Source organism: Pseudomonas sp. App30, assembly GCF_047947025.1.
In the GTDB taxonomy this organism is placed as follows: Bacteria; Pseudomonadota; Gammaproteobacteria; order Pseudomonadales; family Pseudomonadaceae; genus Aquipseudomonas.
Map to the genome: position 1 here is coordinate 2179260 of NZ_CP133165.1, position 14015 is coordinate 2193274.

Here is a 14015-nt window from a genome sequence, read left to right on the forward strand (position 1 = left end):
CCTTTCCGGCCTTACGCCGGGTCACTTTTTGACAAACGCCTCAAAAAGTAACCAAAAAAGGCTTGCCCCTGCTTGGTCCCTCCGCTGCGCTGCGGGTCCCCTCCCTCCGGCGTCGCCCAAGCGGCCGACGGCCCGGAATAGAAGCGCCTCCGGTTCCGTCTTCTTCGGCTACGCCTCAGCCCGCTTGGCCAACGCCTCCAGTCGGCCCTGGCGCTTTACGGGGCACACAATCAAGATCAAAGGCCGCACGGGATCAAGATCAAAAGCAGTTCGCGGCGTTAATCCGCGCGCGCGCGGACATGAATCGCCGCAAACGGCTCATTCTGCACCAATTCCACCAACGATTCCTTCACAAGCTCCAGGATGGCCATAAACGTCACCACCACCCCCAACTTGCCCTCCTCCTTGGTAAACAACTCGACAAACGGCACAAAGCCCCCGCCCTTCAACCGCTCCAGCACCTCACTCATGCGCTCGCGGGTCGACAACGCCTCACGGCTCACCTGGTGGCTCTCGAACAGATCCCCCCGCCGCATCACCTCGGCCATGGCCAACAGCACCTCCTCCAGCGCCACGTCAGGCACCAGCTTGCGCACCTTGGCCTGGGGCGCATCCAGCTGCGGCACATAGATGTCACGGCCCAGGCGCTTGAGGCCATCGAGGTTCTCGGCCGCGGCCTTGAAACGCTCGTACTCCTGCAGGCGGCGGATCAGCTCGGCGCGTGGGTCGTCTTCTTCCACCTCGGCCTCGGCCGAACGCGGCAGCAGCATGCGCGACTTGATCTCGGCGAGCATGGCGGCCATCACCAGGTACTCGGCGGCCAGTTCCAGGCGCACGGTCTTCATCAGCTCGACGTAGCCCATGTACTGGCGGGTGATTTCCGCCACGGGAATGTCGAGGATGTCGATGTTCTGCTTGCGAATCAGGTACAGCAGCAGGTCCAGTGGGCCCTCGAAGGCCTCGAGGAAGACTTCCAGGGCGTCGGGCGGGATGTACAGGTCCACGGGCATTTCCGTGAACGACTGGCCATACACCAGCGCCAGCTGCTCGGGCACACGCGGTTCGTCAACGGCAGGGGTGTTTTCAGCGATGGTCACGCCACTCACGCCTCGGCCATGAACGGCGACGGGTCGCCGCAGCCCACGCGCACCACCTGCGGTTCGCCGTCGGCGAGGTTGATCACCGTCGACGCCGACACGCCACCGAAACCGCCGTCGATGATCAGGTCCACGTGGTGCTCCAGCAGCTGGCGCATCTCGTAGGGGTCGGTCATGGGCAGGGTCTCGCCGGGCATGATCAGGCTCACGCTCATCAGCGGCTCGCCCAACTCTTCCAGCAGCGCGTGGGAGATGGGGTGGTCAGGCACGCGCAGGCCGATGGTGCGGCGCTTGTCGTGCAACAACAGGCGCGGCACCTCGCGGGTGGCGTTGAGAATAAAGGTGTAGGGCCCGGGAATGTGCGCCTTCAGCAGGCGGAACGCGCCGGTGTCGATCTTGGCGAACAGCCCCAGTTGCGACAGGTCGCGGCAGATCAGGGTGAAGTTGTGCTTGTCGTCCAGCTTGCGCAGGCGACGCACGCGCTCGATGGCACCCTTGTCACCGATCTGGCAGCCCATGGCGTAGGAAGAGTCGGTGGGGTAGATCACCACGCCGCCCTTGCGGATGATCTCCACGGCCTGTTTGATCAGGCGCGGCTGGGGGTTTTCCGGATGAATCTGGAAGAATTGACTCACGTTCTCTACCTGTTGGTCAGACGACGAGTGGCTGCTCATGTTTGAACCGGCACCATAAAGGTGGCAAGTCCTCTGGCACGGGTCGGTACACACCGATCTCGGACCAGGCCCCTGGACCATGGAAATCACTGCCGGCGCTGACCAGCAGACCGAACTCGCGCGCCAGGATCGACAGGGTGCCCACCTGTTCGGCAGGCTGCATGCCATTCACCACTTCGATTGCCTGGCCACCGGCTTGAATATAGTCGGCAATCAGCTTGCGGCGCTTGCTACGGGTGAAATCGTAATGCAGCGGGTGCGCCAGGCTCACCCACGCGCCCGCGGCACGCAGGGTGCCGACGGTCTCTTCCAGCGTAGGCCAGTGCAGCTTGACGTCACCCAGCTTGCCGGCGCCCAGCCACTTGCGGAAGGCTTCGGCGCGGTCCTTGACGTAGTTCTGTCGCACCAGGAACTCGGCGAAGTGCGGGCGCGCCGGGGCGTTGCCGCTGTCGCCCAGTTCCTGCTGGATGGCGCGTGCGCCTTCCAGGGCGCCGGGCATGCCCTTGAGCGCCAGTCGTCGGCTGATTTCCTCGGCGCGCAGCCAGCGGCCGGTGTGCAGGGCTTCCACCGCGGCGACCAACGGTGGCGCGTCAAGTTCGAAGCCGTAGCCCAGCACGTGGATGGTGGCGCCGCCCCAGGTGCAGGACATTTCCACCCCGCTCACCCACTGCATGCCCAGCGCCCGCGTGGCTTCGCGGGCCTCGGGCAGGCCTTCGAGGGTGTCGTGGTCGGTCAGCGCCAGTACCCGCACGCCATTGGCGTGGGCGCGCGCAGCCAGCTCGGTCGGCGAGAGGGAGCCGTCGGAGGCGGTGCTGTGGCAGTGCAGGTCAACATTCATGTGGTGGCGCTTTCGCTGTCTTTGATGTTTGTTATTATGCCGTCACATCCTGCTTCTGGCTGCCACTGTGAAACAATTCATCGATTTCATCCCGCTGTTCCTGTTTTTCATCGTCTACAAGCTTGACCCACGCACCGTCGAAGTCGCCGGCCAGCAGGTCACCCTGGGCGGCATCTTCAGCGCCACCGGCGTGCTGATCGCCAGCTCGATCATCGTCTACGGCATCCTGTTCATCACCCAGCGCAAGCTGGAGAAGAGCCAATGGCTGACCCTGGCCGCGTGCCTGGTGTTCGGCAGCCTGACCCTGGCGTTCCACAGCGAGACCTTCCTGAAATGGAAGGCACCGGTGGTCAACTGGCTGTTTGCCCTGGCCTTCACCGGCAGCCATTTCATTGGCGACCGCCTGCTGATCAAGCGCCTGATGGGCCACGCCCTGACCCTGCCGGACGCCGTGTGGGCGCGGCTGAACGTGGCCTGGATCATCTTCTTCCTGTTCAGCGGTGCCGCCAACCTGTTCGTGGCCTTTACCTTCCAGAGCATCTGGGTGGACTTCAAGGTCTTCGGCAGCCTGGGCATGACCCTGCTGTTCCTGGTAGGCCAGGGCATCTACCTGTCCCGCCACCTGCATGACGCAGACACCACCACCCCGAAGACCGAGGACTGACATGCTCTACGCAATCATTGCCACCGACACGCCAAACTCGCTGGACAAACGCCTGAGCGTGCGCCCAGCCCACCTGGCGCGCCTGGAGAAGCTCAAGGATGACGGTCGCCTGGTCCTGGCCGGCCCGCACCCGGCGGTAGACAGCAACGACCCAGGCGCCGCCGGCTTCTCCGGCAGCCTGATCGTGGCCGAGTTCGAATCCCTGGCCGCCGCCCAGGAATGGGCCGGTGCCGACCCGTTCGTGGAAGCCGGCGTGTACGCCGACGTACTGGTCAAGCCGTTCAAGCAGACCCTGCCGTAACCCCCGCTGCCACTATCGCGTAGCCGCTGCCGCCAGGCTACGCTGGCCCTGTGCCTCGCTGGAGTTTTCCGGTGTTGATACAGGCCAGCGCAGCCTGGCGGCAGCGGCTACGTCGTTTGTGCTGCAAAAAACTGTTTCTTTGTACTGATCCATTGCTCATCATTCCCCCACGACTGCCGACAACCTGCCGAACAATCGACAGAATCGGGAGTCTGTATGCGCCAGAGTGTGCTGTTTTCGCTGTTCGTGCTGCTCCTGCTCGGTGCCGGCGATGCCCAGGCCGACGAGCCTTCCACGCCATTGGCACTGAACGCCGGCAGCCAGGTCAGCGACCTGCAGCAGCGGCTCAAGGACAGCGAGCGGGCCCGGGCCGACCTGAACCAGGAAATCCAGCGGCTCAAACTGCAGTTGCAGGAAGCCCAGGGCAAGATGGCGCCAGGCGTGCGCCTGCTGACCGAGCAACAGCAATGGTTTGTTACCGGCGGCGGCGTGGCCTTGTTGGCCGCCATGTGCGGTATCTTTATCAGCGGCGGGCGTAGACAACGTCGGCAATGGTTGAATTGAGAGTTTCATGAGCGATCTGTTACTGATTGATGATGACGTGGAGTTGTGCGAGCTGCTCGGCAGCTGGCTGAGCCAGGAAGGCTTCGTGGTGCGCGCCTGCCATGACGGCGGGAGCGCCCGCAAGGCCCTGGCCGAGCTGTCCCCCGCGGCCGTGGTGCTGGACGTGATGCTGCCCGACGGCAGCGGCCTGGAGCTGCTCAAGCAACTGCGCAACGAACACCCCGACCTGCCGGTGCTGATGCTGTCGGCCCGCGGCGAGCCGCTGGACCGTATCCTGGGCCTGGAGCTGGGCGCCGATGACTACCTGGCCAAGCCCTGCGACCCGCGCGAGCTGACCGCACGCCTGCGCGCCGTGCTGCGCCGCAGCCACCCCAGCGCCGCCAGCGGCCAGCTGGAACTGGGCGACCTGTGCTTCAGCCAGGCGCGCGGCGTGGTGACCATCGACGAGCACGACATCACCCTGACCATCTCCGAGAGCCGCCTGCTCGAAGCCCTGCTGCGCCAGCCGGGCGAGCCGCTGGACAAGCAGGAGCTGGCGCAGATCGCCCTGGGCCGCAAGCTGACCCTGTACGACCGCAGCCTGGACATGCACGTGAGCAACCTGCGCAAGAAGATCGGCCCCCACGCCGACGGCCGCCCGCGCATCGTCGCGCTGCGCAGCCGCGGCTACTACTACGCCGAGTGATTATTCAAACATCGCGTCATCCCCATCGCGGCCAAGGCCGGCTCCTACACGATCGGCGTAGGAGCCGGCCTTGGCCGCGATGTGGATCACGCGGTTGTTTGTGTAAACCCCGCTCTAGACGTCTTTACCTAAGCTTTACCGTCCACTGACTGCAGCTGACCTTGATCTCCATAAACTGAGCTCATCCGGTTGATACCACCGGCAACGAGACAAGGAGATTCACCATGCGCAAGACCCTTATGGCTCTGATGTTCGCCGCCGCCCTGCCCGCCGTTGCCATGGCTGCACCTGAAGGCGGCGATGGCCCAGGTTTCGGCCCTGGCCCTGGCGGCCCTGGCTTCGGCGGCCCTGGCATGCACCACGAGCGCGGCCCGCGCGACGGTTTCGCCAAGCTGGACCTGAGCCCCGAACAGCGTCAGAAAATCGGCCAGCTGATGGGTGAAGAACGCCACATCGACCGCGAAGTGCTGCACAAGTACCTGGAAAAGCTGCCGGCAGCCGACCAGAAGGCGATGAAGGACGAGATCACCGCCAAGCATGACAAGGCCCGCGCCGACATCCGCGCCGTGCTGAACCCGACCCAGCAGAAACAGTTCGACGAAATGAAGAAGCAACAGGACGCGCGCCGCGCCGAATGGAAAGAGTTCCAGGCGTGGAAGGCCCAAAAGGACCAGAAAGCCCAGTAAGCTTCACCTATCGTTGACCCCCGCCCGGCACGCTCACGCGTGTCCGGGCTTCTGCATTTGAGGTACTCCCCTTGCGATCATTGTTCTGGCGCATCCTGGCAAGCTTCTGGCTGGCCATCGCCCTCGTCGCCGGCCTGTCGATCCTGCTGGGCCACGTATTGAACCAGGACACCTGGATTCTCAGCCGCCACCCCGGCCTGCACAACCTGGCGCAGACCTGGGTGCAGACGTACGAGAAAGACGGCCAGGACGCGGCCCAGCAGCTGCTGGAAGAGCGCAAGTGGCGTTACCACATCGATGTGCAGGTGCTCAACGAAGCCGGCGAAGCGGTGGTGCCCGGCACCTTCCCGCGCCGCGCGGCAGCCTTCGAGGCGCGCCAGAGCGATGGCAATGACGACCGCCCCCTGCCCTGGCGGCGCCTGACCGCCGAATACACCAGCCCCAAGACCGGCGACACCTACCTGCTGATCTACCGCATCGCCCACCCGGAGCTGGATGCCTGGCGCCGCCAGAGCCTGGTATGGCCGCTCAGTGCGCTGGGCATCGCCCTGGTGGTGCTGACCCTGTTCAGCCTGCTGGTGACCCTGTCCATCACCCGCCCGCTCAGCCGCCTGCGCGGCGCGGTGCATGAACTGGGGCAGACCACCTACCAGCAGAACAGCCTGGCGCAGCTGGCCAAGCGGCGCGACGAGTTCGGCGTGCTGGCCAACGACTTCAACCGCATGGGCGGCCGCCTGCAAAGCCTGATCGGCAGCCAGCGGCAACTGCTGCGCGACGTCTCCCACGAGCTGCGCTCGCCGCTGGCGCGCCTGCGCATCGCCCTGGCCCTGGCCGAGCGCGCCGAGCCCGAGCAGCGCGAACGCCTGTGGCCGCGCCTGACCCGCGAGTGCGACCGCCTGGAAGCGCTGATAAGCGAGATCCTGACCCTGGCGCGGCTGGACGCCGAGCACGCCACCGCCGAGCCGGTGGACGTGGCCACGGTGCTGAAAAGCGTGCGCAACGATGCGCGCCTGAGCGCGGCGGAACAGCAGATCAAGATTGACTGTGAACCGGGCCTGACCCTGACCGGCTGGCCGACCATGATCGAGCGGGCGGTGGACAACCTGGTGCGCAACGCCTTGCGCTTCAACCCCGAGGACCAGCCCATCGAGCTGAGCGCGCGGCTGGTGAACGAGCACGTGGAGTTGAGCGTGCGCGACCACGGCCCTGGGGTAGCGGACGAGCACCTGGCGCAGCTGGGCGAGCCGTTCTACCGGGCGCCGGGGCAGACCGCAGCGGGCCATGGCCTGGGGCTGGCCATTGCGCGGCGGGCGGTGGAGCGCCACGGCGGCAACCTGAGCCTGGCCAACCACCCCCAGGGCGGCTTCATGGCCACCCTGGACCTGCCGCTGACCCCAGTGACCGCCGCCTGACGCGGCCTGCGGCCGCTGCTACGCTCCCTGTGGGAGCGGGCTCTGCCCGCGAAGACCGCACCGCAGAGTACCTGATACCGCGCGGTGCCCTTTTCGTGGGCAGAGCCCACTCCCACGGAAGACAGTTGCTGCTACACGCCCATGCCCCCGTAGCAGCGGCCGCAGGCCGCGTCAAACGCCCTGGCCTGTCAGGCCGACCAGGCGCTGACGTAGTCGGCGGTGCTGACCACTGGCGCTTCGCGCGGCGGGTTCAGCGGCGTGCCCAGGTACAGGAAGGCAATCACCTCCTCGCCTTCGCCCAGCCCCAGGCCCTTGGCCACGTGCGGGGCGTAGGCCAGCTCGCCGGTGCGCCACACCGCGCCGATGCCCTGGGCGAACGCCGCCAGCAGGATGTTCTGCGCCGCGCAACCGGCCGCCAGCAGTTGCTCGGCCTTGGGCACCTTGAAGTGATCCTGCAGGCGCGCCACCACCACGACCACCAGCGGCGCCCGCAGCGGCATGCCACGGGCTTTCTCCAGCGCCGCCGGGGTGGCGTCGCCCTTGAGCTGCACCGCCTCGGCCAGGATTTCACCCAGCTGCTCGCGGGCCGCGCCTTCCACGGTCAGGAACCGCCACGGCCGCAGCTGGCCATGGTCCGGCGCGCGCAGGGCGGCCTGGAACAGCACTTCACGCTGTTGCGCCGACGGCGCGGGCTCCACCAGGCGCGGAACGGATACACGGTTGAGCAATGCGTCGAGGGCCTCCATCGGCCACCTCCTGAACAGTGAAAGAGCACCTATTCTAGACATAACGAGCAAACCCTTGCCGGGTTTACATGCACAGACCCGCAGGTAGAATGGCGCCCTTCTTTTTTCAGCCCCGAGCGGACTCCATGGCGTTGCCGACCCTGCGCATCATTGGCTTTATCATCGGCATCTTCCTGATCACCCTGGCGATCAGCATGGTCGTCCCCATGGCCACCCTGCTGATCTTCGGCCACACCGGCGACCTGCCGTCCTTCCTGTGGTCGAGCCTGATCACCTTCGTCGCCGGCCTGGCGCTGCTGGTCCCCGGCCGCCCGGACAACGTCAACCTGCGCCCGCGCGACATGTACCTGCTGACCGTGTCCAGCTGGCTGGTGGTGTGCGTGTTCGCCGCCCTGCCCTTCGTGCTCACCGAGCACACCAGCTACACCGACGCCTTCTTCGAGAGCATGTCGGGCATCACCGCCACCGGCTCCACCGTGCTCAGCGGCCTGGACAGCATGTCCCCCGGCATCCTGATGTGGCGCTCGCTGCTGCACTGGCTGGGCGGCATCGGCTTCATCGGCATGGCGGTGGCGATCCTGCCGCTGCTGCGGGTGGGCGGCATGCGCCTGTTCCAGACCGAGTCCTCGGACCGCTCGGAGAAGGTCATGCCGCGCTCGCACATGGTGGCCAAGTCCATCGTGCTGGTGTACATCGGCATCACCGCGCTGGGCAGCCTGGCCTTCTGGGCCGCGGGCATGAGCGTGTTCGACGCCATCAACCACGCCATGTCGGCGATTTCCACCGGCGGTTTCTCCACCTCCGACCAGTCCCTGGCCAAGTGGTCGCAGCCAGCGGTGCACTGGGTGGCGGTGGTGGTGATGATCCTCGGCAGCCTGCCGTTCACCCTGTACGTGGCCACCCTGCGCGGCAACCGCCGGGCGCTGCTGCGCGACGAACAGGTGCAGGGGTTCCTCGGCCTGCTGCTGGTGACCTGGCTGGTAATGACCACCTGGTACTGGTGGCAGACCAACCTGCCGTGGTGGACGGCCCTGCGCCACGTGGCGCTGAACGTGACCTCGGTGGTCACCACCACCGGCTTTGCCCTGGGTGACTACAGCCTGTGGGGCAACTTCGCCCTGATGCTGTTCTTCTACCTGGGATTCATTGGCGGCTGCTCGGGCTCTACCGCCGGCGGGGTGAAGATTTTCCGCTTCCAGGTGGCCTACATCCTGCTCAAGGCCAACCTCAACCAGCTGATCCACCCGCGCGCGGTGATCCGCCAGAAGTACAACGGTCACCGCCTGGACGAAGACATCGTGCGCTCGATCCTGACGTTCTCGTTCTTCTTCGCCATCACCATCAGCGGCATCGCCCTGGCCCTGTCGCTGCTGGGCCTGGACTGGATGACCGCGCTGACCGGCGCCGCCAGCACCGTGTCCGGCGTGGGCCCGGGGCTGGGCGAGGCCATCGGCCCGTCCGGCAACTTCGCCGGGCTGCCGGACGTCGCCAAGTGGATTCTGTCCGGCGGCATGCTGCTCGGCCGGCTGGAGATCATCACGGTGCTGGTGCTGTGCATGCCGGCGTTCTGGCGGCACTGACCTCGACCAGCTCGCTGCCCAGCAGGCGCGCGCGGTATTCACCCGGCGTGGTGTCGAACCAGCGCCGGAAGGCGCGGAAGAAGTTGCTGGGGTCGGCAAAGCCCAACAGGTAGGCGGCTTCCAGCAAGGTCATGTGCGGCTGGGCCAGGTACTGCTCGGCCAGCTCGCGGCGGGTGTCATCCAGCAGCGCCTGGAAGCTGGTGCCCTCGTCCTGCAAGCGCCGCTGCAAGGTGCGCTGGGACAGGTGCAGCACCTGGGCCACCGCCTCGCGCTTGGGCTCGCCCTGGGGCAGCAGCCGGCACAGCACCTGGCGCGCCTGGTGGGTCACGCGGCTTTCGGAGAAACGCGCCAGGTATTCACCAGCAAAGCGGTCATGCAGCGCCGCCATGGCCTCGTTGGCGGTGGCCAGCGGTTCCTCCATGTCGGTGCGTTCGAAAATCAATGCATCGTAAGGCGCGCCGAACACCAGCGGCGCGTGAAAGGCCTGCTGGTAAGGCGCCAGGTCATGGGGCTGGCTGCCCTGGATCAGCACCTTGCGCGGCTGCAGCACACGCCCGCACAGCCAGCCGCACAGCGATAAGGCGCACGCCAGCGAGGCCTCGGCGCTCTGGCGGGTGGGTGGCAGGTGGTCGCCGTGCACGGTGACGATCAAGCCGTAGCCCTCGGGCAGCAGCTTGAAGCTGACGTCGGCGCTTTCGGCGATGATGCGCTGGTAGCGCACCAGCCGTTCGAAGCCCTCGGCCAGGGTGCGGCTGGACATCAGCGCGTAGCCCACCACATGGAAGGACGCCGGGCGCACCACCCGCGCCATGTTCAGGCCAATGGCCGGGTTGCCTGACAGCTCGACGGCCAGGGTCCAGAGACGGGTCATGGAATCCTGGGTAAAACGTGCATCGGGATCGTCCAGCGCGCCGTAGTCGAGCCCCAGCTGGGCGAACAGCGCCCGGCAGTCCAGCCCTTCCAGTTCCAGCGCCTTGACAATGCCCCCGGCCCAACTGGCCGATGTGGTCCGTTCGCTCATGCCGCTGCCGCCCCATTCCTTTCAAACCGTGGCAATTGTGTCAAAAGATACGAAACTGGCGCCCTCGGCCACTGGCCCGCCTTGTCGTTCACTCTAGACTTAAATAAGGTGCCACGTAGTCCCATTGATCGTCTGCGAGACTGCCGTCGTGAACAATAGCCATGAGTTTGCAAGCTTCAGGGATTTCTATCCCTATTACCTGGCCGAGCACAGCAACAGCACGTGCCGCCGGCTGCATTTCGTCGGCACTAGCCTTGTGATCGCGCTGGTGGCCTGGATAGTCGCCAGCGGCAGCTGGCTGTTGTTGATCGCCCTGCCGCTGGCCGGCTACAGCTTCGCCTGGGTGGGCCATTTCTTCTTCGAGAAGAACCGCCCGGCGACCTTTCGCCACCCGCTGTACAGCCTGTTCGGCGACTTCGTGATGTACCGCGACATGCTGGTGGGCAAAGTGGGCTTTTGACAACTGCGTCTATACTCGCCGCAACCCGCGACAGACGGAGCCGAGATGAGCGAACAAGCACGCTTCACCCACATGAAGGATGGCACCGAGCAGGACTGGGCCATTATTGCCAACGACTTTGCCCAGTACGCCCGCCAGTTGCCCCAGCGCATCCTCACCCACCTGCGCCTGCTGGACGGTGATTTCGGCGGTTTCCCGGTGGACCGCCTGACCCACTCGCTGCAGACCGCCACCCGCGCCCACCGCGATGGCCGCGACGAGGAATACGTGGTGTGCGCGCTGTTGCACGACATCGGCGACACCCTGGCCAGCTACAACCACCCGGACATCGCCGCGGCCATCCTCAAGCCGTTCGTCAGCCCCGAGAACCATTGGATGGTGGAGAAGCACGGGATATTCCAGGGCTATTACTTCTTCCACCACCTGGGCATGGACCGCCACCTGCGCGAGCAATTCCAGGACCACCCGCAGTACCGGCAGACCATCGAGTTCTGCGCCAAGTACGACGCCGCGGCGTTCGACCCGGCCTACGAGCACCTGCCCCTGGCGTTCTTCGAGCCGATGCTGGCGCGGGTGTTCGCCGAACCCAAGCGGTCGCTGTACCGCGAAGCCCTGGCCAATATGCCGGCGTGAGCGTGGGGCCTGGGACGCGGCCTTTGGCCGCTGCTACGGGGTGACTGCGGTGGCTTCGGCCAGTTGCGCGGCCTGCGCATCCGCCAGGCGGTACAGCTCGATCTGGCCGTCCCAATGCTCGATCAGCGCCGTGCACGACTCCACCCAATCGCCGCAGTTGAGGTATTCCACCTCGCCCACCTGGCGAATCTCGGCGTGGTGAATGTGCCCGCACACCACGCCGTGGAAGCCGCGCTTCACGCACTCGTGGGCGATGGCCTCCTCGAAGTCGCTGATGAAGCTGACCGCGGTCTTGACCTTGTGCTTGAGGTACGCCGACAGCGACCAGTAGCCATAGCCGTAGCGCGCCCGCCAGTGGTTGAGCCAGCGGTTCAGGGTAAGGGTGAATTCGTAGGCCGAATCCCCCAGGAAGGCGAGCCAGCGGTGGTAGCGGGTGATGACGTCGAACTGGTCGCCGTGGATCACCAGCAGCCGGCGGCCGTCGGCGGTGACGTGCTCGGCCTCGTCCACCAGTTGGATGTTGCCCAGGATCAGCTTGGAATAGCGGCGCAGGAATTCGTCGTGGTTGCCGGTGACGTAGATCACCTCGGTGCCACGCTTGCTCATCGTCAGCAGCCGGCGGATGACGTTGGTGTGCGCCTGGGGCCAGTACATGCCGCCGCGCATTTTCCAGCCGTCGATGATGTCGCCCACCAGGTAGATGCGGTCGGCGTGGTAGGTCTTGAGGAAGCGTGACAGGTGCTCGGCCTGGCAATCACGAGTGCCCAGGTGTACGTCGGAAATCCACAAGGTGCGCACGCGCTGCTTGCCGGTAGGCTTGGGAAACTGGGCGCTGGTCATGGGCAGGCTTCCGTCAGGGTTTGCACAAGCTTGCGACGGCGTCATGAAATGACCATGACGCTCGTGCAACAATAAAATGACAGCGCCGCTCCCTGGATAAGGACATCACATGAACCACCGCACCGCCCTCGCCGCCCTGCATTTCGGCGCCTTGTTCTTTGGCCTGGCCGGGGTGTTCGGCAAGCTGGCGAATGCTGGTGCCGTGGTGATCGTGTTTGGCCGGGCGGTGTTCGCCGTGGCGGCGCTGGCGGCGTTCCTGGGCCTGGCGCGGCGCGGCTGGCAGCGCCTGGAAGCGGCGGACTGGGGCCAGCTGCTGGGCGCCGGGGGCCTGCTGGCGGCGCATTGGGTGAGCTTTTTCATCGCCGTGAAAATGGCCGGTGTGGCCGTGGCGACGCTGGGTTTCGCCAGCTTCCCGGCGTTTACCGTGCTGCTGGAAGGCTTGGTGTTCCGCGAGCGTATTCGCCGTAATGAGATTTTGCTGGTGCTGTTGGTGAGCATTGGCCTGGTACTGGTGACCCCGGCGTTCGACATCGCCAGCCAGGCCACGGCCGGCCTGCTGTGGGCGGTGTTCAGCGGCCTGACTTTCGCCGTGCTGTCGCTGGTCAACCGCGCCAGTGGCACACGCGTGCCGCCGGTGCAGGCAGCGCTGTGCCAGAACGCCGTGGTGGCGCTGTGCCTGGTGCCTGCCGCGTGGCCGCAATTACCCGCCGTCAGCGCCATGGATTGGCTGTGGATCGGCCTGCTGGGGGTGTTCTGCACCGGCATCGCCCACAGCCTGTTCGTCGCCAGCCTGGCGGTGATCAAGGCACGCACGGCGGCGGTGGTGTTCGCGCTGGAGCCGGTCTACGGGATTGCGTTTGCGTGGGTGATTTTCAGCGAGACACCGACATTGCGGATGCTGCTGGGTGGGGCGCTGATTCTGTTGGCGATTGTCCTTTCCAGCCGCCGTGGCGCAAGCGCATAGCGAGCCCCATGCCTGCGGCGGCTGCCAAGCCCTGTGGGAGCTGGCTTGCCAGCGAGTTGTCGAGGCCCCTAAAAGCTCGCTGGCAAGCCAGCTCCCACAGGAGGTCCGCCTGGCTTCAGGCCATCAGGGCCCAGGCCACCAGCACGATCATCTCCAGCAACTCCAGCAACGCCCCGGCGGTGTCGCCGGTGGTGCCGCCCAGGCGGCGCACCATCAGCTGGCGCAGCCACAGGCCGGCGGCCAGGGCGATGGCCAGTATCCACAGGGCCTTGACGCCCGCCAGTAACACACAGGCCACGGCGCTGAGCAGCAACACCCCCCGCCCCGCCGCGCGTGGCAGATGGTCGGCCAGCGCCTGGCCCAGGCCGCCCGCACGCACGTAAGGCGTGCTGAGGAACAGGCCCAGCAACGACGCGCGACCCAGCAACGGCGCAATCAGCAGGATTGCGCCATGGCCGCTGTCCACCACTGCCAGCAACGCACAGAACTTGAGCAGCAGCACCAGCACCAGGGTGACCACGGCGATGGGCCCGCTGCGCGGGTCCTTCATGATTTCCAGGGTGCGCGCCCGGTCGCCGAAGCCGCCCAGCCAGGCGTCGGCGCTGTCAGCCAGGCCGTCCAGGTGCAGGCCGCCGCTGAGCAGCACCCAGGCGCTGAGCAGCAAGGCGGCGTGCAGGAGCGCCGGGCTGCCGGCCAGCAGCAGGTTCAGCGCCCACAACAGCACGCCGAACAGCAGGCCCACCAGCGGGTAGCACAACAACGAGCGACCCATGGCCTGGGGCGGCGGCATGCCGGCCAGGCGCACGGGCAGGCTGCTGAGAAATTGCAGGGCGATCCAGAACGGCAACAT

General features: G+C 66.1%; 17 protein-coding genes. 10 read left to right on the plus strand and 7 right to left on the minus strand.

Translation table 11 applies throughout. The features are described from left to right. Window positions 1-278: 278 nt before the first annotated feature. From RAM80_RS09935 to RAM80_RS09945, 3 genes are all read right to left on the minus strand, one after another. Window positions 279-977 (minus strand): segregation and condensation protein A, encoded by a 699-nt coding sequence (locus RAM80_RS09935; RefSeq protein ID WP_416427443.1) that lies wholly within the window; start codon window positions 975-977, stop codon window positions 279-281. Between the two features lie 125 nt (window positions 978-1102). Beyond that, window positions 1103-1732, minus strand: coding sequence for an L-threonylcarbamoyladenylate synthase (locus tag RAM80_RS09940; protein WP_416426179.1), 630 nt, complete (start codon window positions 1730-1732; stop codon window positions 1103-1105). Window positions 1733-1748: 16 nt separating this feature from the next. Continuing rightward, window positions 1749-2609 (minus strand): PHP domain-containing protein, encoded by an 861-nt coding sequence (locus RAM80_RS09945; protein WP_416426181.1) that lies wholly within the window; start codon window positions 2607-2609, stop codon window positions 1749-1751. Between the two features lie 67 nt (window positions 2610-2676). On the opposite strand from RAM80_RS09945, the gene RAM80_RS09950 reads away from it, so the two are divergent. From RAM80_RS09950 to RAM80_RS09975, 6 genes are all read left to right on the plus strand, one after another. Continuing rightward, on the plus strand, window positions 2677-3273 hold the full coding sequence (locus tag RAM80_RS09950; protein ID WP_416426183.1) for a septation protein A: 597 nt from the start codon (window positions 2677-2679) through the stop codon (window positions 3271-3273). 1 nt (window position 3274) lies between these two features. Continuing rightward, window positions 3275-3574 carry a YciI family protein gene (locus RAM80_RS09955; protein ID WP_416426185.1) on the plus strand — a complete coding sequence of 100 codons (300 nt, stop codon included), beginning with the start codon at window positions 3275-3277 and terminating at the stop codon, window positions 3572-3574. A 216-nt stretch (window positions 3575-3790) separates the two neighbouring features. Then, a complete protein-coding gene (locus RAM80_RS09960; protein ID WP_416426187.1) occupies window positions 3791-4138 on the plus strand; it encodes a translation initiation factor 2 in 348 nt (115 codons plus the stop codon). 7 nt (window positions 4139-4145) lie between these two features. Continuing rightward, the gene (locus RAM80_RS09965) at window positions 4146-4823 is read left to right on the plus strand and encodes a response regulator transcription factor (RefSeq protein ID WP_416426189.1); all 678 of its coding nucleotides are present in this window, start codon (window positions 4146-4148) and stop codon (window positions 4821-4823) included. 224 nt (window positions 4824-5047) lie between these two features. Beyond that, on the plus strand, window positions 5048-5509 hold the full coding sequence (locus RAM80_RS09970; protein WP_416426190.1) for an LTXXQ domain protein: 462 nt from the start codon (window positions 5048-5050) through the stop codon (window positions 5507-5509). Between the two features lie 71 nt (window positions 5510-5580). Then, entirely contained in the window at window positions 5581-6921 is a 1341-nt protein-coding gene (locus tag RAM80_RS09975; protein ID WP_416426191.1) for a sensor histidine kinase, read from the plus strand. 188 nt (window positions 6922-7109) lie between these two features. Here the strand turns inward: RAM80_RS09975 and RAM80_RS09980 are convergent, their stop codons facing one another. Then, window positions 7110-7667, minus strand: a complete 558-nt coding sequence (locus tag RAM80_RS09980; RefSeq protein ID WP_416426192.1) for a nitroreductase family protein — start codon at window positions 7665-7667, stop codon at window positions 7110-7112. Window positions 7668-7792: 125 nt separating this feature from the next. Here RAM80_RS09980 and RAM80_RS09985 point away from each other — a divergent pair, with 125 nt between their 5' ends. Next, window positions 7793-9247 (plus strand): TrkH family potassium uptake protein, encoded by a 1455-nt coding sequence (locus RAM80_RS09985; protein ID WP_416426194.1) that lies wholly within the window; start codon window positions 7793-7795, stop codon window positions 9245-9247. Here RAM80_RS09985 and RAM80_RS09990 read toward each other — a convergent pair. Next, window positions 9204-10268 (minus strand): AraC family transcriptional regulator, encoded by a 1065-nt coding sequence (locus RAM80_RS09990; RefSeq protein WP_416426195.1) that lies wholly within the window; start codon window positions 10266-10268, stop codon window positions 9204-9206. The genes RAM80_RS09985 and RAM80_RS09990 overlap by 44 nt on opposite strands. Window positions 10269-10416: 148 nt before the next feature. Here RAM80_RS09990 and RAM80_RS09995 point away from each other — a divergent pair, with 148 nt between their 5' ends. Beyond that, on the plus strand, window positions 10417-10728 hold the full coding sequence (locus RAM80_RS09995) for an Mpo1-like protein (RefSeq protein WP_416426196.1): 312 nt from the start codon (window positions 10417-10419) through the stop codon (window positions 10726-10728). A 45-nt stretch (window positions 10729-10773) separates the two neighbouring features. After that, a complete protein-coding gene (locus tag RAM80_RS10000; protein ID WP_416426198.1) occupies window positions 10774-11361 on the plus strand; it encodes an HD domain-containing protein in 588 nt (195 codons plus the stop codon). Between the two features lie 33 nt (window positions 11362-11394). On the opposite strand, the gene RAM80_RS10005 is transcribed toward RAM80_RS10000, so the two are convergent. After that, on the minus strand, window positions 11395-12201 hold the full coding sequence (locus tag RAM80_RS10005) for a UDP-2,3-diacylglucosamine diphosphatase (protein WP_416426200.1): 807 nt from the start codon (window positions 12199-12201) through the stop codon (window positions 11395-11397). 109 nt (window positions 12202-12310) lie between these two features. On the opposite strand from RAM80_RS10005, the gene RAM80_RS10010 reads away from it, so the two are divergent. Continuing rightward, window positions 12311-13165 carry a DMT family transporter gene (locus RAM80_RS10010; RefSeq protein WP_416426202.1) on the plus strand — a complete coding sequence of 285 codons (855 nt, stop codon included), beginning with the start codon at window positions 12311-12313 and terminating at the stop codon, window positions 13163-13165. Between the two features lie 115 nt (window positions 13166-13280). Here RAM80_RS10010 and RAM80_RS10015 read toward each other — a convergent pair whose 3' ends face one another. Further along, window positions 13281-14015 carry an adenosylcobinamide-GDP ribazoletransferase gene (locus RAM80_RS10015; protein WP_416426204.1) on the minus strand — a complete coding sequence of 245 codons (735 nt, stop codon included), beginning with the start codon at window positions 14013-14015 and terminating at the stop codon, window positions 13281-13283.